19 protein-coding genes are annotated in these 20,927 nt (G+C 41.8%); 1 reads left to right on the forward strand and 18 read right to left on the reverse strand.

From position 1 onward, the window contains the following. Positions 1-5: 5 nt before the first annotated feature. From fliI to sucC, 15 genes are all read right to left on the reverse strand, one after another. Complete coding sequence (fliI, locus tag ACSBOP_RS12935; protein WP_442604470.1) at positions 6-1,325, reverse strand: flagellar protein export ATPase FliI; 1,320 nt, start codon at positions 1,323-1,325, stop codon at positions 6-8. Between the two features lie 2 nt (positions 1,326-1,327). Beyond that, entirely contained in the window at positions 1,328-2,167 is an 840-nt protein-coding gene (locus tag ACSBOP_RS12940; RefSeq protein WP_442600946.1) for a FliH/SctL family protein, read from the reverse strand. Then, positions 2,160-3,176: a flagellar motor switch protein FliG gene (gene fliG / locus ACSBOP_RS12945; RefSeq protein ID WP_442600947.1), complete on the reverse strand. Its 1,017-nt coding sequence runs from the start codon at positions 3,174-3,176 to the stop codon at positions 2,160-2,162. The genes ACSBOP_RS12940 and fliG overlap by 8 nt, the downstream gene beginning before the upstream one ends. 12 nt (positions 3,177-3,188) lie before the next feature. After that, a complete protein-coding gene (fliF, locus tag ACSBOP_RS12950; RefSeq protein WP_442600948.1) occupies positions 3,189-4,781 on the reverse strand; it encodes a flagellar basal-body MS-ring/collar protein FliF in 1,593 nt (530 codons plus the stop codon). A 43-nt stretch (positions 4,782-4,824) separates the two neighbouring features. Beyond that, the gene (gene fliE / locus ACSBOP_RS12955; protein WP_442600949.1) at positions 4,825-5,124 is read right to left on the reverse strand and encodes a flagellar hook-basal body complex protein FliE; all 300 of its coding nucleotides are present in this window, start codon (positions 5,122-5,124) and stop codon (positions 4,825-4,827) included. Positions 5,125-5,147: 23 nt separating this feature from the next. Continuing rightward, positions 5,148-5,597 carry a flagellar basal body rod protein FlgC gene (gene flgC / locus ACSBOP_RS12960; protein WP_442600950.1) on the reverse strand — a complete coding sequence of 150 codons (450 nt, stop codon included), beginning with the start codon at positions 5,595-5,597 and terminating at the stop codon, positions 5,148-5,150. A gap of 3 nt (positions 5,598-5,600) precedes the next feature. After that, complete coding sequence (gene flgB / locus ACSBOP_RS12965; protein ID WP_442600951.1) at positions 5,601-6,014, reverse strand: flagellar basal body rod protein FlgB; 414 nt, start codon at positions 6,012-6,014, stop codon at positions 5,601-5,603. 272 nt (positions 6,015-6,286) lie between these two features. Next, positions 6,287-7,072, reverse strand: a complete 786-nt coding sequence (gene codY / locus ACSBOP_RS12970; protein WP_442600952.1) for a GTP-sensing pleiotropic transcriptional regulator CodY — start codon at positions 7,070-7,072, stop codon at positions 6,287-6,289. 49 nt (positions 7,073-7,121) lie between these two features. Then, positions 7,122-8,519, reverse strand: a complete 1,398-nt coding sequence (gene hslU / locus ACSBOP_RS12975) for an ATP-dependent protease ATPase subunit HslU (RefSeq protein ID WP_442600953.1) — start codon at positions 8,517-8,519, stop codon at positions 7,122-7,124. A gap of 33 nt (positions 8,520-8,552) precedes the next feature. Beyond that, positions 8,553-9,095, reverse strand: coding sequence for an ATP-dependent protease subunit HslV (gene hslV, locus ACSBOP_RS12980; RefSeq protein ID WP_442600954.1), 543 nt, complete (start codon positions 9,093-9,095; stop codon positions 8,553-8,555). Between the two features lie 180 nt (positions 9,096-9,275). Further along, positions 9,276-10,598: an FADH(2)-oxidizing methylenetetrahydrofolate--tRNA-(uracil(54)-C(5))-methyltransferase TrmFO gene (gene trmFO / locus ACSBOP_RS12985; RefSeq protein ID WP_442600955.1), complete on the reverse strand. Its 1,323-nt coding sequence runs from the start codon at positions 10,596-10,598 to the stop codon at positions 9,276-9,278. A gap of 13 nt (positions 10,599-10,611) precedes the next feature. Then, entirely contained in the window at positions 10,612-12,705 is a 2,094-nt protein-coding gene (topA, locus tag ACSBOP_RS12990) for a type I DNA topoisomerase (RefSeq protein ID WP_442600956.1), read from the reverse strand. A gap of 43 nt (positions 12,706-12,748) precedes the next feature. Then, positions 12,749-13,849 carry a DNA-processing protein DprA gene (gene dprA / locus ACSBOP_RS12995; RefSeq protein ID WP_442600957.1) on the reverse strand — a complete coding sequence of 367 codons (1,101 nt, stop codon included), beginning with the start codon at positions 13,847-13,849 and terminating at the stop codon, positions 12,749-12,751. Positions 13,850-13,933: 84 nt separating this feature from the next. Beyond that, entirely contained in the window at positions 13,934-14,866 is a 933-nt protein-coding gene (gene sucD / locus ACSBOP_RS13000; protein ID WP_442600958.1) for a succinate--CoA ligase subunit alpha, read from the reverse strand. 65 nt (positions 14,867-14,931) lie between these two features. After that, a complete protein-coding gene (gene sucC, locus ACSBOP_RS13005; RefSeq protein ID WP_442600959.1) occupies positions 14,932-16,092 on the reverse strand; it encodes an ADP-forming succinate--CoA ligase subunit beta in 1,161 nt (386 codons plus the stop codon). A gap of 294 nt (positions 16,093-16,386) precedes the next feature. Here sucC and ACSBOP_RS13010 point away from each other — a divergent pair, with 294 nt between their 5' ends. Next, positions 16,387-17,946 (forward strand): YifB family Mg chelatase-like AAA ATPase, encoded by a 1,560-nt coding sequence (locus tag ACSBOP_RS13010; RefSeq protein WP_442600960.1) that lies wholly within the window; start codon positions 16,387-16,389, stop codon positions 17,944-17,946. Positions 17,947-18,070: 124 nt separating this feature from the next. Here the strand turns inward: ACSBOP_RS13010 and ACSBOP_RS13015 are convergent, their stop codons facing one another. Genes ACSBOP_RS13015 through ACSBOP_RS13025 form a run of 3 tightly spaced genes read right to left on the reverse strand, consistent with a single transcriptional unit; the run spans position 18,071 to position 20,870 of the window. Further along, positions 18,071-18,451, reverse strand: a complete 381-nt coding sequence (locus ACSBOP_RS13015; protein ID WP_442600961.1) for a YraN family protein — start codon at positions 18,449-18,451, stop codon at positions 18,071-18,073. Further along, a complete protein-coding gene (locus ACSBOP_RS13020; protein WP_442600962.1) occupies positions 18,448-18,822 on the reverse strand; it encodes an EscU/YscU/HrcU family type III secretion system export apparatus switch protein in 375 nt (124 codons plus the stop codon). Before ACSBOP_RS13020 ends, ACSBOP_RS13015 begins: the two co-directional genes overlap by 4 nt. After that, complete coding sequence (locus ACSBOP_RS13025) at positions 18,819-20,870, reverse strand: hypothetical protein (protein WP_442600963.1); 2,052 nt, start codon at positions 20,868-20,870, stop codon at positions 18,819-18,821. Before ACSBOP_RS13025 ends, ACSBOP_RS13020 begins: the two co-directional genes overlap by 4 nt. Between the last annotated feature and the right edge of the window lie 57 nt (positions 20,871-20,927).

Raw genomic sequence — 20,927 nt, forward strand, 5'->3', positions numbered from 1 at the left:
GATCATCATCCTTTTGAAAATTCAGCGAGCAGGCGTTCCTTCGCCTCATCACCCAATAATTTTTCTGTAATACTTTGTTTGGTATAGTCCGTAATCACTTTGATATAATCGATGGATTGATCGATATCTGGATTAGAGCCCTTCTGATAAGCGCCCAGATTGATTAAATCCTCGGACTCCCGATATATCGCAAGATTACGTTTTAACTGATTAGCAGCATCCTGGTGCTCTTGAGAAACGATCTCTGTCATAACACGAGACACACTTGACAACACATCTATTGCAGGGTAATGACCCTTGCTTGCGATATTTCGATCCAGCACAATATGCCCGTCTAAGATTCCTCGTACAGCATCAGCGATTGGCTCATTCATATCGTCCCCATCAACAAGAACGGTGTAGAATGCTGTTATAGAACCTTTTGAAGCCGTACCTGAACGCTCCAACAAACGAGGCAGCATAGCGAATACGGAAGGGGTATAACCCCTTGTTGCTGGTGGTTCACCAACTGCTAGTCCAACCTCACGCTGCGCCATTGCAAAACGTGTTACCGAGTCCATCATCAGCATGACATTTAGTCCTCTGTCTCGGAAATACTCAGCTATCGAAGTAGCAATTAGTGCCCCTTTGATCCGAATCAATGCAGGTTGGTCAGAAGTTGCGACGATGACTACCGAACGAGCCAAACCTTCGGGTCCTAAATCTCGTTCAATAAAGTCCAGAACCTCACGTCCACGTTCCCCAATCAATGCAATTACGTTGACATCTGCTTCTGTGTTTCGAGCAATCATACCCATTAAGGTACTTTTACCCACCCCTGATCCTGCAAAAATACCTACACGCTGTCCCTTGCCAATTGTCAGTAATCCGTCGATGCAACGCACACCTACACTGAGTGGCTCAAGTACACGCGGCCTGCTCAACGGATTACTAGGTGCATTATTTGTTGAATAGCTAGACATCCTCATTGGAAGGAATGAACCATCCAGTGGTTGTCCTAAGCCGTCTAACACCTTACCTAGAAGCTCATGACCTACTTGTACGGAAAGGGGCTTGCCCGTTGCTACTACATCACAGCCAGGGCCAATCGAATCTAACTCCCCTAGCGGCATTAAGATCACTTTATTGCTTTTAAAGCCTACAACTTCAGCTTTTAAAGGCTCCTTAGACTTTAAAGGATAGATGTAGCAAACCTCACCAATACTCACAACAGGACCTTCTGATTCGACTGTTAATCCAATCACCTGCGTTACTTTTCCATTTACACGTACGGTATCGAGATTGTTCAATGCTTCGATGTACTTACTTGCCCGAGGAACAGATATACTCAAGATTGTTCACCTTCATCTCGGATAGCCATTTGCAAAAGAACACTCTTAATTTCTTTCAACTGCGTGTCTATTCTTGCATCGATTGAGCCATAAGAAGATCGAATCACACAGCCTTCATCATTAACCGTTGAGTCAGGCAATATCTGCAGCTCAGCCTGAGAGTCGATCGACATAAGTAGTTCATCACGTGCATTATTGATATAGGTAAAATGTTTAGGTGATACGCATAACGTAATAACACCTTTTTCCTGCCTGCGTGAAAGGACATTGCGAATCAATTCCAAAGTCCATGCTGGTTCAATACTTAGTTGATGACTAATAATCTTCTCTGCGATCGACGAACTCAGTTCAAGAAGAAAAGGCTCCGACTCTCGGATAATTTGTTCTTTAATAGTATGCGCATCATCCAAGATCGATCTAGCTTCGATAAGCATCGTTTCATATCGAGTAAGAATCTCTTCTTCCGCTTTGGCAATACCTTCCGAATAACCCTGCTCGTAACCGGCATTCTTGGCTGCTTCAACATGCTCTTCATCTTCTGCACGCCGCTCTGTCCACCATGTATCAATATCGTTTTGAACTTGCTCGTGAAGATGTTTAACTTCTTCTACTGCCTGCGCTATTTGCGCTTCAGCAAATGCCTCAGCATCACCAATAATTTGATCTTTAAGCTGTTCGACTTCTTCTAACTTCTTTCTTTGTCTAGCAGACCACTCACTATCCTCTTCATCGTCTGCTAGATCGATTGGTTTCCTTAAATATTCTAATGAAGCAGCTTCGATGATTTTCTTATCATCCAGCGATCGGTAATAGATTGGTTTGATCACATTAGACAATAATATCATCTCCTCCACCACGAGCAATGATGATTTCACCTGCTTCTTCTAAACGACGAATCGTTGCCACAATTCGAGTCTGAGCTTCTTCAACATCACGCAATCGAACGGGACCCATAAATTCCATATCTTCTTTGAACGTTTCAACCATGCGTTTAGACATGTTACGGAATATCGCTTCACGCACTTCTTCGCTAGCAACTTTAAGTGCAAGCTGAAGATCAGCATTCTCCACATCACGAATAATCCGCTGAATCGAACGGTTATCGATATTGACGATATCTTCAAATACAAACATCCGTTTCTTAATTTCTTCAGCAAGTTCCGGATCTTGAATTTCAAGTGAATCTAAGATCGTTCTTTCCGTACCACGGTCAACACCATTTAAAATTTGAACAATGGCTGAAATACCTCCAGCAGAAGTATAATCCTGTGTTACAGTGGATGATAACTTCTGTTCCAACACTCGCTCGACCTGAGAAATAACTTCTGGTGAGGTCGAATCCATTAAGGCGATTTTCTTAGCTACTTCTGCTTGCTTTTCCTGAGGAAGTGAAGACAAGATGATGGAAGACTGATCAGGTTGTAAGTAAGCGAGCACAAGAGCAATCGTCTGCGAGTTTTCATTTTGAATAAAGTTTAAGATCTGTGTAGGATCCGCCTTACGTGCGAAATCAAACGGTCTAACTTGGAGTGTCATCGTCAGCTTATTAATAATATCAATAGCTTTCTGAGAACCCAGCGCCTTCTCAAGAATTTCTTTCGCATAAGCAATACCGCCTTGTGAAATATATTCTTGAGCGAGGCAGATCTGATAGAACTCAGAGATAATCATATCCTTGTCCGAGGCGTCTACCTTTCTTACGTTAGCGATCTCCATCGTCAACTGCTCAATTTCTTCTTCATTTAGATGTTTAAATACTTGGGCAGACACTTCTGGCCCTAAACTAATAAGAAGAATTGCTGCTTTCTGACGACCTGTTAATCCTTGTTGTGAAGATCTAGCCAAAAAAGTACACCTCTATTCCTCAACTAACCACGTACGAAGTAAACTTACGAATTCCTCTGGTTTCTTCTTAGCAAGAGTTTCGAGTTGTTTACGTACTTGATTGTCATTAGTTACATTTTCAATGCTAATACTCGGGTGCTCCACCATAACCGGTGAATCAAATTCATTATTTGCTGCTGCTGCTTTTCTTCTACTTCTCACAATCGCAAATATTCCTAGTCCAATTAATAGAGCTGCAAGTCCACCAATACCAGCATAAATCCAATTTGAGTTCGAATTTGTCGTAACCGTTCCTGGTGACTGTGCAAAGGAATGCGGAATGACGTTCACTTTCTTCGCAAGCTCTTCATCTGTTATAGCTGGGTTCACGTTACCTAGTGCTGCTCTTACAATAGAAACAAGTGCTTTTTCAATTGGAGCACGTACTTCTTGTGTTAATGAATTCGGGTCATCCTTTTTAGGAGGTTCCACTCCAACTGTAATACTCAAATCTTTCAATTCATAAGGTGTTCTCACAATGTTGTTCGTGATATGATTCACTTCCGAATTTACGGTACGACTTGTTTTTTCCGAATTGGTCTTCCCAGCATTAGAGCCTGTTGGATATGTAGGGACATCAGTTTGTCCAGTTCCTGGCACTCCACCTGGAGCAGTTCCACCATCACTTGTGTAGGATTCAGATGCTTCCTGCAAAGAAATTTCTAATCCCTTTTGATCCAATTGATTAGGTGCAGTCACTAATTTTTCAACCGTATTCTTTTGGTCAAAATTCATATTCGACGTCACATTTACTATGATCTTATCTGGTCCAAAAAAAGTACCCAATAACGTACCTACGCTATTTTTTATATCTTTTTCAAACTTCGATTTAATCTCCATATGACTCTCAATATCATTCAAACCAGATAAACTCGCATTACTTCCTTCACCATTTGAAGGTTTATACGTTTGTCCATATTGGTCAGATACCGTAATTCGTTCTAGTGGTAAATTCATGACACTGTGTGAAACGAGATTATAAACCGTATCCACTTTATTCTGATCAAGCTTGTATCCTTCTTTGATTTGAAGCACAACAGAAGCGCTTGCTTGATCTTTTTGTTTTGACAGGAATGCAGACTCCTCAGGTTTGTTAATAACAACGTTCGCGTCAGCGATTGCTTGTATACTGCGGATCATTTTGCGTAATTCGCCTTGCAAAGCATCCACATACTTCACATTAAATTCTTTATCCGTTGTTGTTAAAGAACCTTTATCACGGAAAATTTCGTAACCTCCAGATCCACCTGTCATCCAATTTTGTGATGCTGAATCAATCAAAACAGATGCTGATTTATTCTCTGGTACAGAGATTGTTTTTCCATCTGGACTAAGCTTGTATTCAATACCTGCTGACTCCAAGTTTTTCTTAACAGATGCCGCAGCGTCAGGCTGCATATTTGTAAAGACTGGAGTGTAAACAGTTTTAGACATACTCAATGAAACTAAAATTCCAGCTAGAATCAGCAATGCGACTGATGCTATTAAAATTCCTTTTTGCTTCTTACTCAATCGGGTCCAATACTGCTGAACTTTATTCCAATATTGGAGCAATGTTTCGTTCACTATGCCACCTCATCCTTGTCAAATGTTTGAAAGCCCATTTGGATCAAATCTGCATGCGCATAATGTCCTGATACGCCTCAATTACTTTATTGCGGATTTGTACGGTTGTTTCTAATGCAATTGCAGAGGTCTGAGCTGCAATTGTCAACTGATGTACATCTGATAATTCACCTTTTGCAAAAGACTCATTGAGTTTGTCGACTGTGTGCTGCTGTTCACTTAGTTTATCTAATGCATCATTTAGCATATTTCCAAATTGCTTGCTTAAATCTGCTGCGCCAGCTTTACTCGAATTTGTTACCGACATTCCGCTTGAAACCAATGGGTTAATTTTGTCGATCATTCTAGCCATTCATCCTCTCTAGTCTATCTACCAATTTCTAATGCTTTTGTAATCATCGCCTTCGATGCATTTAAAGCTGTTACATTTGCTTCATAAGAACGTGTTGCTGAAATCATATCAACCATTTCTTTCATGACATCCACATTCGACATCATGACATATCCATTCGCATCTGCATCTGGATGTGTTGGATTATAAACTGGTTTGAATGGTGAAGTATCTTCAACAATTTTTGTAACTTTCACACCTTGTCCAGTCCCATCTGCCATCGCACCTTGCAGGGTTTGTGCAAATGAAGGCTGCTTATTCGGTTCAAAATTGACTAGCTTACGCGAGTAAGGCTGCCATTTCCCATTAACGAATTGCGCCCTTGTTGTATCCGCGTGAGCAATGTTAGAACTGATCACATCCATGCGCAGTCTTTGAGCGGTTAAGGCAGAAGAGCTAATATCAAACGAATTGGTCAGTCTCATTTATTACCTTCTCCCTTCAATCACAGTTCTTACACTTTGAAATTCATGATTCAGTTGTTGAATCAGTGTATTGTACCTGAGCTGGTTTTTTGCCATTAAAGACATCTCATAATCGATATCCACATTATTTTTATTATTATTCATCGCTGTCTGATTGTCAGTGCGTATTTCAGGAGAAATAGCAGACAGCGGCTTAGCTCCAATATAAAAATGTCTTGGATCAGTTCGTACACCAGAAAGTGTGCTGCCCCCAGTATTCATTTGCTTTTCAAGGAGTTCTTCGAAAGCAACATCCGACCTCTTAAAATATGGGGTATCCACATTCGCAATATTGTTCGTAACTACTTTTTGTCGAGAAGCAGAAGCATCAATCGATCTTTCTAACAACAATACACCTGGCTTACTAAGCGGAAACATGTTATACCTCCAATTATTTGAAAGACTGTTCTCCAAATCTCTAATTCGACAATTATTTTTTTCGACATTTACTATTCTCTATCAAAAAGCGTATTTCCTTCTTTATTCGACAATTTAAATGAATCTTTTTCAACAAACATATACACAAAAATTACTTTTTATTGAATACGTTAATCATCTATAAAATCCCACCAACTTACAATAAGAAAAAAGCCCTATCTTTTAATAAGACAGGGCTCTTACTGCATTTTTCGGATAATGAGTAAACAGAATTAGCTTTTCAGTTTATTCTGTTCAATCGCTGCTAAAAGATTCTGATTTAGGATACGAATATACGTACCCTTCATTCCGAGGGAACGAGTCTCAATTACACCAGCACTTTCCAATTTTCTCAAAGCATTTACAATTACAGAGCGTGTAATACCCGCGCGATCTGCAATTTTGGATGCGACAAGTAGTCCTTCTTTACCATCAAGCTCTTCAAAAATGCGTTCAACCGCTTCTAGCTCACTAAAAGAAAGGGAGCCAATCGCAACGGAAACAACTGCACGATTTCTAGCTTCATGTTCCACTTCTTCTGAGCGAACTCTTAAAAGTTCCATTGCAACAACAGTTGCACCATATTCTGCCAAAACAAAATCATCATCGCCAAATGGTTTACTTAATCTAGATAAGACTAAAGTCCCAAGTCTTTCTCTTCCACCGATGATTGGAACGATGGAAAGATACTCATAATCCGTATGTTCTTGAACCTCGCGCGGGAAAGGATTCTCATCACTTTCACGCAGAATATTCGAAGATGTTTCGTTGTATTTCAATAATGCATTGTTGTAATTATCCGGAAAACGTCCTTCTTCTGTTACTAAGCGACTAAACTCAAAGGAGAAGAGTGGATTTTTAATGGAATACCCAAAGATTTTTCCATTACGGCCTACTACATAAACATTTGCATTTACAACATCACGAAGTACTTCGGCCATGTCAACAAAAGATACGAAGTTACCTGCTTCCTGTTGCAAAAGCTTATTAAGTCTGCGAGTTTTTTCTAATAGTGTCATTGTTATGCCTCCATTTTCAATACGTTCATTCTTGTTGCGTTTCGTGTTGCTACAGAATGTACTGACTTAGGTCACGATTTTGTGCGATTTCAGTTAGTTTTTCTTTCACATATTCGGGAGTGATTACGATCTTCTCTAACGAGATTTCAGAAGCCTCGAAAGATAAATCCTCCAAAAGTTTTTCCAATATCGTATGCAATCTCCTTGCACCAATATTCTCTGTATTCTGATTCACTTCTACAGCAATACGCGCCATTTCATGAACAGCTTCAGATGCAAATTCAACTTCGATCCCTTCCGTCTCCAGAAGCGCTGTGTACTGCTTTGTCAGGGCATTCTTTGGCTCCGTAAGGATACGCACAAATTCGTCTAAAGTCAAATTACTTAACTCAACACGAATTGGAAAACGACCCTGCAGCTCCGGAATCAAGTCAGATGGTTTAGCGATGTGAAAAGCACCTGCTGCAATAAACAAAATGTAATCCGTCTTGATTGGACCATACTTGGTCATAATGGTTGAGCCCTCTACGATAGGTAGTATGTCCCTTTGTACGCCTTCTCTTGACACATCAGGACCACTACCTCTTCCAGAGGAAGCAACCTTATCAATTTCATCAATAAAAATAATTCCCGACTGTTCGGCAAGACGTAAGCCTTCTTGTGTGACATCATCCATGTCAAGTAGCTTTTGCGCCTCTTCATGCGTCAAAACTTTGCGAGCTTCTTTGATCGGAAGCTTACGCTTTTTCGTTTTCTTCGGCATTAACGAACCTAACATTTCTTGGATATTAGTTCCCATGCCCTCATTGCCTTGAGCACCAAGTAGATCTAACATATTAGGTGCTGACTCTTCAACTTCGATTTCGACTAAATCATTTTCCATTTCACCGCGAGCCATCTTTTCTGAAATTTCGGAACGCTTCTCCAATAATGAAGTATCTTTAACTTCAGTTTCTTCTTCTGGCTCGGATTGATTACTGCCAAATATCATTTCAAATGGATTTCTTTGTGATTTAGCCGCTTTAGGGCTGGGAGCCAAAATCTTAACAAGTCTCTCATTAGCAAGCTTTTCCGCTTTTTCCTTAACTAATTCCATACGTTCACTTTTAACCATCCGAATTGACGTTTCGAGTAAATCACGCACCATTGATTCCACGTCCCGCCCGACATAACCAACTTCTGTAAATTTCGTTGCTTCCACTTTTACAAAAGGAGCACCGACTAACTTAGCAAGTCTTCGAGCAATTTCGGTCTTACCCACACCTGTCGGACCAATCATCAGAATATTTTTCGGTACGATCTCATCGCGTAATGATTCGTCAAGTAGTGATCGACGATATCGATTACGTAACGCAACCGCAACTGATTTTTTCGCCTTTTTTTGACCAATAATATATCGATCAAGTTCCTCAACAATTTGTCTTGGGGTTAAAGCGTTCTTATGCATGAAATCCCTCCTTGATTCAAAGTGGGCTTGCCATTAAATTTCTTCAACAATGATATTATGATTCGTAAAAACGCATATTTCTGCAGCAGTTTCCAATGAAGCCTTTGCGATCTCAGCTGCCGTCATATGAGGCGCATATCGATACATCGCACGACCTGCTGCTAAAGCAAATGATCCTCCAGAACCAATAGCGGCAATCCCGTCATCTGGTTCTATGATTTCTCCATTACCCGAAATTAAAAGCAAACCTGAATCATCCATGACGAGCATCATTGCCTCTAATTTGCGAAGAACACGATCTTGACGCCAATCTTTAGCAAGTTCAACTGCTGCCCGCTGTAAATTACCATGATGTTCTTCAAGTTTTCCTTCGAATTTCTCAAATAAGGTTATCGCGTCTGCAACCGACCCTGCAAATCCAGCAACCACCTTACCTCTGTAAAGGCGTCTAACCTTCTTAGCAGTTTGTTTCATCACCATTGAATTACCGAACGTCACTTGACCATCACCGGCAATTGCACCTTTGCCTTGATGACGAATTGCAAAAATGGTAGTAGCGTGAAAAGTCGCACTCATTGAATCACCTCTTGTCTTTGGAAATAATAATGGCTAAGAAAATGGGTTATGAAAAGAAGAAGAGCAGCTAAAGAATACACTCTTGCTGCTAATCTTATGGTTTCAATTAAAAGAAAAGCACAACTAATTATGAAACTCCAAGAAAAGCCTTTAACATATTAACACATCTAACATGCAAAGTCATTTTTTGATTGCAAGTTTTTGTGGTAACTCACCAATTGTTTCCAGAGCACGATTTGCAAGCTCTTCGTTCTTTTGTTTTTTATTGCGAATTTTCTGAGCTGTAGGTGGTAATAAACCAAAATTGGCATTCATTGGTTGGAAATATTTACCCTCAGCAGTTGTGATGTAATGCGCCATGGATCCAATTGTTGATTCATGAGGGAAGACAATTGGTTCCTCCCCTAATGCCACCTTCGCTGCGTTAATTCCAGCAACTAGCCCAGCAGCTGCAGATTCAACGTAACCTTCCACACCTGTCATTTGTCCTGCAAAGAAAAGATTATCCATTCCACGGAATTGATAAGTTGGTTGTAATAATTCAGGTGAGTTTATAAACGTATTTCGATGCATAACGCCATAACGAACGAATTCTGCATTCTCAAGACCTGGAATGAGCGAGAAAACTCGTTTTTGCTCACCCCATTTTAAATGCGTTTGGAAGCCAACCAGATTGTATAACGTTCCTGCTGCATTATCTTGGCGAAGCTGAACGACTGCAAATGGAAGCTCACCTGTATGCGGATTTACAAGTCCTACAGGTTTCATCGGTCCAAACAGTGCTGTTTGTTTACCGCGCTTCATCATCACTTCAATTGGCATACAGCCTTCGAAATAGATTTCTTTCTCGAACTCTTTAATTGGCGCAGTCTCAGCAGAGATAATGGCATCATAAAAAGTATTGAACTCTTCTTCTGTCATTGGACAATTTAAATATGCTGCCTCACCTTTATCGTAACGAGAAGCCAAATACACCTTGTTCATATCAATGGAATCCTTCTCTACAATTGGCGCTGCTGCATCATAGAAGTAGAGATATTCCTTACCCATTAATTGCTGTAGATGAGCAGATAATGATGGTGAAGTTAGTGGTCCTGTTGCTACAACAACAATACCTTCAGGCAAAGATTCTAATTCCTCATTCTTCACTTCGATCAAAGGATGATTACGAAGGGTAGATGTAATTTCACCTGAGAATCCATCACGATCTACAGCTAACGCTCCACCTGCTGGTACAGCATGTTTATCCGCACAACGCATAATAAGTGAATCTAGAATGCGCATTTCTTCTTTCATGACCCCTACTGCATTTCCTAATCCATTAGAACGTAGAGAATTGGAGCAAACAAGCTCTGCAAATTGATCTGAAATATGAGCAGGCGTCTTTTTCACTGGACGCATCTCATATAGTGTGACGGGAACACCACGGGATGCGATTTGATAAGCAGCTTCACTTCCAGCAAGACCCGCTCCGATGACTGTAACTCTTGTATTTTCTTTCAACACCTTAACACCTCTAGTCTGTAGCTTCGTCTTGTACAATTTCTTCTTTATGCGTGCATTCCGTACAGTGCAAGAATACGCCTGCTTTTGTACGTTTTTCAATCATTGATGAACCACAATCCGGACAAGGCTTCGCAGACGGCTTATCCCATGAGATAAAATCACATTCTGGATAACGATCACATCCGTAGAAAATGCGCCCTTTCTTCGAACGGCGTTCAACAATCGCGCCTTCTTTACATTTTGGGCAAGTGACACCGATATTTTTAACAATTGGTTTCGTGTTGCGGCAATCCGGGAATCCAGAGCAAGCTAAAAACTTTCCGAATCGTCCCATCTTGTACACAAGGTTCTTGCCACATTTTTCACAAATCTCGTCGGAAACTTCATCTTGAATCTCGATTTCTTTCATTTCTTCTTCCGCAAATTCAAGTCGTTTCTCGAAATCTGTATAAAAGCCATCAAGCACCCGGACCCAATTCTCTGTACCTTCTTCAACATGGTCTAATTCGCCTTCCATCTGCGCAGTGAACTCCGCATCAAGAATTTCAGGGAAAAATTCGACCATTAATTGAATCACAAGCTCACCGAGCTCCGTTGGTACAAACTTCTTCTCATCAATTGCTACATAGCCACGTTTTTGAATCGTTTCCAGCGTTGGCGCATACGTACTTGGACGGCCAATACCTAGCTCCTCAAGTGTGCGAACAAGTCTAGCTTCTGTATAACGTGGAGGTGGCTGAGTAAAATGCTGCTTGGGTTCCATACTTTGCTTTTCAATTTCATCGCCTTGAGCAAGTGGCGGAAGCAGCTTATCTTCTTCAGTCGTCCCGTCATCGTTACCTTCAACGTAAACTTTCATGAAACCTGGAAATTTGAGTTTGGAACCAGCTGCGCGGAACATCCCTGCACCTACTGCAATATCTATCGTCATTGTATCAAGAATCGCCGAGGACATTTGTGATGCAACAAAGCGCTCCCAAATCAGCTTGTATAATCGGAATTGGTCACGGCTTAAGTACTCTTTAATCGAATCTGGTTCACGAAGGACAGAAGAAGGACGTATCCCTTCATGCGCATCTTGTGCATTACTATTCTTTTTCGCATATACACGCGGAGTTTCTGGGATATAGTTAGCTCCGTACTTGGATGTAATTAACTCTTTCGCTTCTTCTTGCGCAACAGGTGAAATTCGAGTTGAATCCGTACGCATATAAGTGATTAGACCGACGGTTCCTTCTTTACCCAAATCAATACCTTCATACAATTGCTGTGCAACTGACATCGTTTTGGATGCTCTAAAGTTGAGCTTCCGTGCCGCTTCTTGCTGCAAAGATGATGTAATAAATGGCGGAGCAGGGTTACGCAAGCGCTCCTTCTCTTTGACTTCTTTTACGATAAAGTTTTGATCTTGAATAGCCGCTAATACTTTATTTACGTCTTCAACGGAATGAAGTTCCAGTTTTTGACCATTCATGCCATAAAATTTTGCTTCGAACTTTGCTTTTCCAGCTACTAAAAGTGCCGTAATCGACCAGTACTCTTCAGGAACGAATGCTTTTATCTCATTTTCTCGATCAATGATAAGTTTGACTGAAACCGATTGCACTCTTCCAGCCGACAAACCTTTCTTAACCTTCTTCCATAATAATGGTGAGATTTTGTAACCAACGAGTCGATCCAAAATGCGTCTTGCTTGTTGTGCATTTACTAGATCTTGATTAATAACTCGTGGAGTTTTAAATGCATCCTTCACAGCTTGCATCGTTATCTCATTAAATACGACACGGCATGGTTCATTTGCATTAATCTCCAAATAGTGAGCTAAGTGCCATGCGATTGCTTCCCCTTCGCGATCCGGGTCAGCTGCGAGATAAACTTTTTTTACTTTTTTAGCAGCGTCTTTTAATTCCTTTAAAATCGAACCTTTTCCACGAATCGTTATGTACTTCGGTTCGAAATTATGCTCGACATCAACACCGATTTGGCTTTTTGGAAGGTCTCGAATATGACCCATTGACGCTTTTACAATAAACTTTTTACCTAAATATTTGCCGATGGTTTTGGCTTTGGCTGGTGATTCTACAATTACTAATGCATCTGCCATAGGTCGCCCTCCCCCTCTCGATTTTGAAAAATCCAAAAATATATTATAAAGCCATGTATGTTGATCCCGGCAGAAGTACAATCTTTTTTTTCATAAGCAAGGATAACAGAACTGAATGTAAAAGTCCAAATTTATATGAGGTTAGGGTTAGAAGTGCGTCAAGTGACCTTGGTTCTTCCAACACAATTCGATAGACAAAAGATTCCTCTTCCGTCAATTGTACGCCAACTGAATCAAGCAAAACTTCCGATTTGGCTGTATTTTTCGACAAAATCAGTACATCTTTATATTCTTCTAAAATATCTTCTACACAAGTGATAAGTTTAGCTCCTTGCTGAATTAATCGCAAACATCCCCTACTATTAGGTGAAGTAATCGGACCTGGAACAGCAAACACATCACGTGAAGATTCCAATGCGGAATCTGCCGTGATCAATGAACCACTACGTTCAGCAGCTTCAACTACGACTACTCCAACTGATAGACCAGCAATAATCCGATTACGTTGCGGGAACAATCCTGGATGAGACTTTGTACCCATGGGGTACTCCGAAATGACAATCCCTCTCTCCTCAATTTCTTTGCACAGTGAAGTATTCTCTGGCGGATAAACTTGATTTATTGCACAACCAAGTACCGCAACTGTTGTTCCCTCTGCACGTAATGCACCACGATGCGCTGTTGTATCAATCCCTCGTGCAAGTCCGCTAATTACGCCAATACCAGATGCAGCTAATTGAAAAGCAAGTTCATCTCCTACTTTTTTACCATACACCGTTGGCATTCTTGTTCCAACCATAGCGATGGATGGATTGTGCAGTAATTGAGCGTTCCCTTTATAATATAGCACCCAAGGTGGCTGTGCAATTTCTAAGAGCTGAACGGGATACTCTGCATCAAATGAAGTCATATAGGAGATGCCTGCTTTCTTATAGGCATTCAACTTCTCATCCAGCCACTCTGACTTATAAGTTTTCTTAATGATCTCAGATTGTTTAGCACCTATGCCTAGTTGCAGCAATTCGTTAATTGATAGACGAAATAAATCATTTAAAGTTACGCTGCATTGTACAAGATGTTCGATCGTTTTATAGCCAACCCCAGGCATTTGATCTAAAGCAAATAATAGGTCTCGATCCTTCATAAATAACAATTCCCCCTTTTAGTAACAAAAAAAACCTTTCAAATCCCCTTAGGGAAATGAAAGGTTGCTTACCTTTTACTTTAATTATGCTTTAGTAATACATTCTTCAAGAAGACCTTTTTCTTCAAGAACACCTACTAGTGTAGAGCCCATTTCAGAAGGTGTTGGTGCTACACGAATACCACATTTCTCCATCACTGCAACTTTCTCAGCCGCAGTTCCTTTACCACCGGAGATAATTGCGCCCGCATGTCCCATACGTTTTCCTGGAGGCGCTGTTTGTCCACCAATGAAACCTACGACAGGCTTCGTCATATTCGCAGCAATCCACTCAGCCGCTTCTTCTTCTGCTGTACCACCGATCTCACCAATCATAATTACTGCATAAGTATCTGGATCATCATTGAACATTTTAAGAATATCGATAAATTCAGAACCTTTAACCGGGTCCCCACCGATACCAACTGCGGAAGACTGACCAATTCCACGAGCTGTTAATTGATGAACCGCTTCATATGTCAATGTTCCTGAACGGGAAATTACACCTACATGACCTGGAGTATGAATATATCCTGGCATAATACCAATTTTACATTCGCCTGGCGTGATTACACCTGGGCAGTTAGGCCCAATTAGAATTGTTCTTTTGCCTTCCATGTAGCGCTTAACGCGAACCATGTCAAGGACTGGAATACCTTCTGTGATACAGATAACAAGATCAAGATCAGCATCTACTGCTTCCATGATCGCGTCAGCTGCAAATGGAGGAGCAACGTAAATAACGGATGCAGTAGCACCTGTTGCTTCTTTTGCTTGGTTTACTGTGTTAAAGACAGGAACTTGTTTCGTTTCGCCATTACCTAGCTCGATATCAAGAGTCATGCCGCCTTTACCAGGAGTTACACCAGCAACCATTTGTGTACCATATTCAAGGCCGCCTTTTGTATGGAACAAACCTGTTGCGCCAGTAATCCCTTGCGTGATGACTTTTGTATTTTTATTTACCAAAATACTCATGATCTTTGTTCACATCCCCTATTTTTATTCGTTATGCGTGCTCAAATCGCTATTTCTGAATGCGTTTACTTAACCAGATTAACGATTTTCTGTGCTCCGTCTGCCATGGAATCTGCAGCAACAATGTTTAGTCCGGACTCGTTCAAGATTTGCTTACCAATCTCAACGTTCGTACCTTCCAAGCGCACAACAAGCGGTTTGTCTAAACCAAGTTGTTTAGCTGCTTCCACAACACCGTTAGCAATAACGTCACAACGCATAATGCCACCGAAAATGTTAACAAAGATACCTTTTACTTTTGCATCAGATAGAATAATTTTGAAAGCTTCCGTTACTTTCTCCGTTGTAGCACCGCCCCCAACATCAAGGAAGTTAGCTGGGTCTCCACCATAATATTTAATGATATCCATCGTTGCCATTGCTAGACCAGCACCATTCACCATACACCCGATGTTGCCATCAAGCGCGATGTAGCTTAAGTCAAATTTGGAAGCTTCGATTTCTTTCTCATCTTCTTCAGCCAAATCGCGAAGTGCAACGATATCTTTGTGACGGAACAATGCATTGGAATCAAAGTTTAGCTTCGCATCAAGTGCCATAACATCACCATCGCCTGTTACGACGAGCGGATTAATTTCAGCAATAGAGCAATCCTTTTCGACAAAAGCAGTATACAAAGCAAGCATAAATTTAACTGCTTTATTTACTAGTGCATCAGGAATATTAATTGCATAGGCTAAGCGACGCGCTTGGAACATTTGTAATCCAACAGCAGGATCTACAACTTCTTTGAAAATTTTCTCTGGAGAATGCTCAGCAACTTCTTCAATCTCAGTGCCGCCTTCTTCAGAAGCCATCATAACAACAGAACCTGTAGCACGGTCTACAACAACACCAACATAATATTCTTTCTTGATGTCGCAACCTTGCTCAATAAGTAAACGCTTAACTTCTTTACCTTCAGGACCCGTTTGGTGGGTAACAAGCACTTTACCTAGGATTTCAGATGCATACGCACGTACTTCATCCAAGTTCTTCGCAACTTTCACACCGCCCGCTTTACCACGGCCCCCAGCATGAATTTGCGCTTTTACGACAACTACGGAAGTGCCCAATTCTTCAGCAGCTTGTACAGCTTCTTCAACTGTAAATGCTACTTTTCCTTGCGGTACCGCAACGCCGTATTGTTTCAATACTTCTTTGCCTTGATACTCATGGATATTCATGTGCAAAATTCCTCCTATCGAAATGGTTCTATGTCGACTACATAAAATCAGGTCTTGTGACTACTATGAAATTGATCACTAAGCCTTTGATATTGTACCACTTTTTTTCGACGGTTGCCTTACTTTTTTAAAAAAATTCACGCTTTTTCTAATTACTCGGTAAATTATTTGTAAAGCCACCATTCGGCAGGAAATGAAAGAAAAATGACGAATGAGGAAATACACATCATTTCGATAAGGAAGCACCTTTCGTCTATGAGCAATCATTTCATTTGAGGAAGGGTGTTATTTGTTATGTATGGCAAAGTCTTAAGCGCATGTTTGCACGGTGTAGAGGGTAAAGGCATCGAAGTCGAAATCGATCTTTCCAATGGATTACCACAAGTGAATCTAGTTGGTTTACCAGATACAGCAATCAAAGAATCAATTGAACGTGTACGATCAGCAATAAAAAATTGTGGATTCACCTTCCCCATGGAGCGTATTACGATTAACTTGGCACCTGCTGATTTACGAAAAGAAGGGACTTCCTTTGATCTAGCCATAGCTGCAGGGATTTTAATTACGAGTAAACAGCTTCAGTTAAGCGAAATTGATCACACTTTATTCCTAGGCGAGCTTGCACTTGATGGCAGTATCCGACCCGTTCCGGGCGTGCTCTCTATGGTTCACTCCGCTAAACAGCGAGGAATGAAACGTATGATTGTGCCCCATGCTAATGCCGCCGAATCTCTACTTATTTCAGACGTAGATGTCTTTGCGATCAAAACGCTTCGTGATTTGAAAGAGCTAGAAGGCGCGCGTGTAAAGAGTGTTTATGATATTCAAGTAAACGTAGCGAATCAAGCCCCCTCTAACAACGAACAAGATCTTTTTGAAAAAGATGACTTTGCAGATGTTCGCGGCCAACAAACAGCCAAACGCGCCATGGTCATTGCCGCCGCTGGCATGCACAATGTCATTTTAATTGGACCTCCAGGCACAGGTAAAACCATGCTTATTCGTCGTTTACCAAGCATCATGCCGCTAATGGCAGAGGATGAATCTTTGGAAGTGACGAAAATTTACTCTGCGGCAGGCAAACTCACGAATCAATTAAAGCCACTGACCAAACGTCCTTTTCGTTCGCCTCACCATACAGTATCAGCTGCAGGACTTGTCGGCGGAGGGTCTAACCCCAAACCAGGTGAAGTAAGCCTCGCACATCGTGGCGTATTATTTCTAGACGAGCTCCCTGAATTCTCGCGAAATGTTCTTGAGGTTCTCCGGCAGCCATTAGAAGACTGTATGGTAACAATAGGTCGTGCACGCGCCGTGTACACCTTCCCAGCTCAATTTTTACTCGCTTCTTCGATGAATCCATGTCCTTGTGGATTCCTCGGATCCGGCGATCCTGTTTCACAGCCTTGCACCTGCTCACCCCTTAAAGTACAACAATATCGCTCTAAGCTATCTGGTCCTTTACTTGATCGCATTGATATGCACGTCGAAGTACCTAAACCCGATTTTTCTGTTCTGTCAAGCGAGCAGGAATCGCTCTCTTCAGCAGAAATGAGCCAATTAGTTGAAAGAGCCTTGATCAAGCAGCAAGAACGCTTTAAAGAAACCTCTATCCGTTTTAACAGCGAATTAAGCGGTAAGATGTTACGTATGGTATGTAAATTAGATGTGGAGACACAAAAAATGCTGGAACAATCTTTTGAAATGCTAGGACTTAGTGCCCGGGCACATGATCGTATCTTACGAATGGCCCGCACGATTGCAGATCTAGAAAATAGTACAAATATTGAGTTACCTCATCTTGCTGAAGCCTTGCAATATCGAGCATTGGATAAAAAGCAGGAGTTATATTAAACATGTAGGGGGTAATGAGGGCTTTGATCTGATTCAAACTTGAGGAAGAGCATTGATGCTGCTAATAAAGAGCTGGATGCTCTTTATTTGTATTTCGATAAGGTATCTGCGCTTTCAAAATTGTTTAGAATGCACCAATGATATGTTCCACCATCGTTAGCTCTCCCGTTGGAGTTAATTCGACAGAGATCACATCCATCCTCACTTGTTTATTAAATGCTGCATTTTGATACATGTATACTTGTGCGGTTTGGCGTACCTGCATTTGTTTACGAAAACCTACGGATTCCTTGGCAGTTCCGAATCGACCTGTCTTCCTCCGTGTGCGCACTTCAATAAAAACAAGGACGCCATCTTTCTCTGCGATTAAGTCAATTTCACCTGAGCGACAGCGCCAATTACGAGCAATGATACAGTAATCTTTATCTATTAAAAAATCAGCAGCAACCTGCTCACCATATTTACCAGTCTGTTTACGTAGATCTGGAGATTTGCCTTCGATCATGGGTTCCTCCTCTCACGCAATCGGGAATCTGAGCGATATATAAAACTAAGTACTTCTGCTACAAGCTGATACAACTCTGCAGGTATTTCTTGATCCAAATCTAGCTTGGATAGTACCTCAACTAATGATTTATCTTCTTGAATAGGAATCCCATTCTCTCTTGCTTTTTGTAAAATGACATCTGCTAAATGACCCTTTCCCTTCGCAACAACCTTTGGGGCAGAAGGTCCCGTACCGGGATTATAACGAAGGGCTACCGCTTTTTTAGCAATAAAATCAGGCTGCACACCTTGCTCATCTTTCAATCGATTGTCTGAGATGGAGTCAATTGGTGATGTATACATATGTGAGTTCTTGTTAGAGCTAGTCATGCCCGATAGTCCACTCCTTTGTACGGTTTGGGCATAAATAATGGATTGATTTCGTTTTCTTGCGTATCATTCGTGACTTGCCCATTTGTAAGTGACTCGATCGATTCTTGAGGAAAACGAGAACATTTGAGTGATAAGAATTGGAAACCAAGTTGATTCACTCCTCTCGCAATCTCCTCTCTAAAACTTTCGATCAGATGCCCTACTTCTTCGTGATCATTATGTACTTGTAGGGAAACAATCGAATTGACCACTTGCACATCAACAAGCGTATCACCCATCGCGTTCATCTGCAGATCGAATAATAAACGGCAATTATTGGAATCGAGCACCCCCTTGTCACCTTTACGTGATTGAATATGGACAGAGGCTGTTTGTAGTCTATCCCCATTAGTAAACGGAATAAACAAGGTTACGTGTGCAAAGGGAGATGTACGATCGGCGCTCAAAAGGAGCTGCTGACCTGTAATTTGTTGTACAACGCTTTGCATCGCTTCCTTCAAAGCTGGAGGCAGTTCATTAGTCGTTCCTAATGACAGGAGTAGGCTTTTCAATGTCTCTCGTACACTATGATTAGCCGCTGATTCCACTGGCATGGAAGAAGGTGCAAATAATTCAAGCGCTGCGTTTGTGCGTGCCTTCGCTAGATGAGTCAGATCTTGAGCTTGAAATTGAACCTTATTATTAGATATTGGGTTTGGCGGAGCTTTCTGATCTGCTGCCGTTGTATGTTCTGGCTGATTGGATTCAGTTCCCGTATGTAAATTCGGATTTACTGGACTTTGAATAACACTTGAATTTGTGCTTGCATTCACAGATATACCTGGAATAGAGCCAGTTACTGATTGCTGGTTAGCTACCTGAGCACCTTGAATACTACCCTGAATATTACTCTGGGCATTAACTTGCATATTACCAGCTGTTCTCGTTGCAATAGACGCACTCTGAGCCATCTGACCATTTAATGGCGCATTTACCTTCTCTTGACTTGCAGCAGCCGTTAGACTGCCTGCTGGAGCCTCAGGCGCCTCATCTTGCGCGCCTGTAGCGGTGTTGTTAGCCAGCACAGCTTTGGCTAACAAATTTTCGTGCTCGACGCCTAGAAGCTTGAGCACGTTGCCAATCCAGCCCCCGGCAGGGCTCGGGGCTGGGGCTACTCCCCCCGGCGCGGTCCCGCCGCCGGGGATGGCTTCCCGCCCATGTGCCTGCTGTACATGGGCGGGGTTTACACTGCCGCCGCTTGGCTGAGCGCTGGCGGTGTTGTCCCCACGCGGTCCCGCCGCCTGCGAGGCGGCAGGACCTTGCGTCACACTTGGAGCGACAGCTTCGCGAGTCGCTTCAGGTACTGCCGCGAGAGAGCTCCGCTGCGAGCCAGCTGTTAACTGCTCCACTTGGTGGAGCAAATCAACAGCCTTCATAAGTGATCCTCTCACTTCATTCGATAGTGACAGTCCTGTATCCTTTAATACCGCTTGAATCCCAGCTTCCAATTTTCCAAGGTGCTCTGTCAAAGAGGGACCCGTCATTGCTTCCAACATGGCATTTATGGTTGCGCCACTAAGTGGAATACCTCTTGCTTGTGCAACAGCAGCAGCACCTACCCATATTTTCGCATCCACATTCAAAGGTTTTTCAGCTAAAAGCTCTGCAAACTTTTGTACATTTTCCTTGGTCAGAGGCACTCCCGCTTCCTGCATATGAGAGAGCAATTCACGATTCACTTCTGTATTGGCAACACCAAACGATTTTAACATTTCTGCACGCGAAGCCATTGTACTAAGCATCTCTGAGTTGGCAATCGGCCTAAGAATAACCTCACCATTTTCAGTCTCGCCTTGTACTTCAAGCATAGTCGTCTCACCTTGATTTAAAGGAGTCTCCAACTTCGCGCGGATTTGTACACCGTTAATTGCAACCATCGCTTCTTGATTCCCTAAATCTCGTACAACAACACCGCGCACAATTCCACCTTGCTTTAGATCCAACACTTTCGCTTGTGAACCCTGAGGCTCCCCCATCACCGAACGAATCAAACTACTAATATTCATTATGCTTGCCTCCATTTCCGATCCTCTTAACTACTTTCTATCTTTATCGGCAAATGC

This window comes from Paenibacillus sp. KN14-4R (genome assembly GCF_052180255.1).
In the GTDB taxonomy this organism is placed as follows: domain Bacteria; phylum Bacillota; class Bacilli; order Paenibacillales; family NBRC-103111; genus Paenibacillus_AM.

What these genes read in the sequence shown, in the direction of transcription:
- fliE (WP_442600949.1), bottom strand. Translation starts at nt 5,124, where the DNA reads ATGATCGACAAAATTAACCCATTGGTTTCAAGCGGAATGTCGGTAACA.
- flgC (WP_442600950.1), bottom strand. Translation starts at nt 5,597, where the DNA reads ATGAGACTGACCAATTCGTTTGATATTAGCTCTTCTGCCTTAACCGCT.
- flgB (WP_442600951.1), bottom strand. Translation starts at nt 6,014, where the DNA reads ATGTTTCCGCTTAGTAAGCCAGGTGTATTGTTGTTAGAAAGATCGATT.
- codY (WP_442600952.1), bottom strand. Translation starts at nt 7,072, where the DNA reads ATGACACTATTAGAAAAAACTCGCAGACTTAATAAGCTTTTGCAACAG.
- hslU (WP_442600953.1), bottom strand. Translation starts at nt 8,519, where the DNA reads ATGCATAAGAACGCTTTAACCCCAAGACAAATTGTTGAGGAACTTGAT.
- hslV (WP_442600954.1), bottom strand. Translation starts at nt 9,095, where the DNA reads ATGAGTGCGACTTTTCACGCTACTACCATTTTTGCAATTCGTCATCAA.
- topA (WP_442600956.1), bottom strand. Translation starts at nt 12,705, where the DNA reads ATGGCAGATGCATTAGTAATTGTAGAATCACCAGCCAAAGCCAAAACC.
- dprA (WP_442600957.1), bottom strand. Translation starts at nt 13,849, where the DNA reads ATGAAGGATCGAGACCTATTATTTGCTTTAGATCAAATGCCTGGGGTT.
- sucD (WP_442600958.1), bottom strand. Translation starts at nt 14,866, where the DNA reads ATGAGTATTTTGGTAAATAAAAATACAAAAGTCATCACGCAAGGGATT.
- sucC (WP_442600959.1), bottom strand. Translation starts at nt 16,092, where the DNA reads ATGAATATCCATGAGTATCAAGGCAAAGAAGTATTGAAACAATACGGC.
- ACSBOP_RS13010 (WP_442600960.1), top strand. Translation starts at nt 16,387, where the DNA reads ATGTATGGCAAAGTCTTAAGCGCATGTTTGCACGGTGTAGAGGGTAAA.
- ACSBOP_RS13015 (WP_442600961.1), bottom strand. Translation starts at nt 18,451, where the DNA reads ATGATCGAAGGCAAATCTCCAGATCTACGTAAACAGACTGGTAAATAT.
- ACSBOP_RS13020 (WP_442600962.1), bottom strand. Translation starts at nt 18,822, where the DNA reads ATGACTAGCTCTAACAAGAACTCACATATGTATACATCACCAATTGAC.
- ACSBOP_RS13025 (WP_442600963.1), bottom strand. Translation starts at nt 20,870, where the DNA reads ATGAATATTAGTAGTTTGATTCGTTCGGTGATGGGGGAGCCTCAGGGT.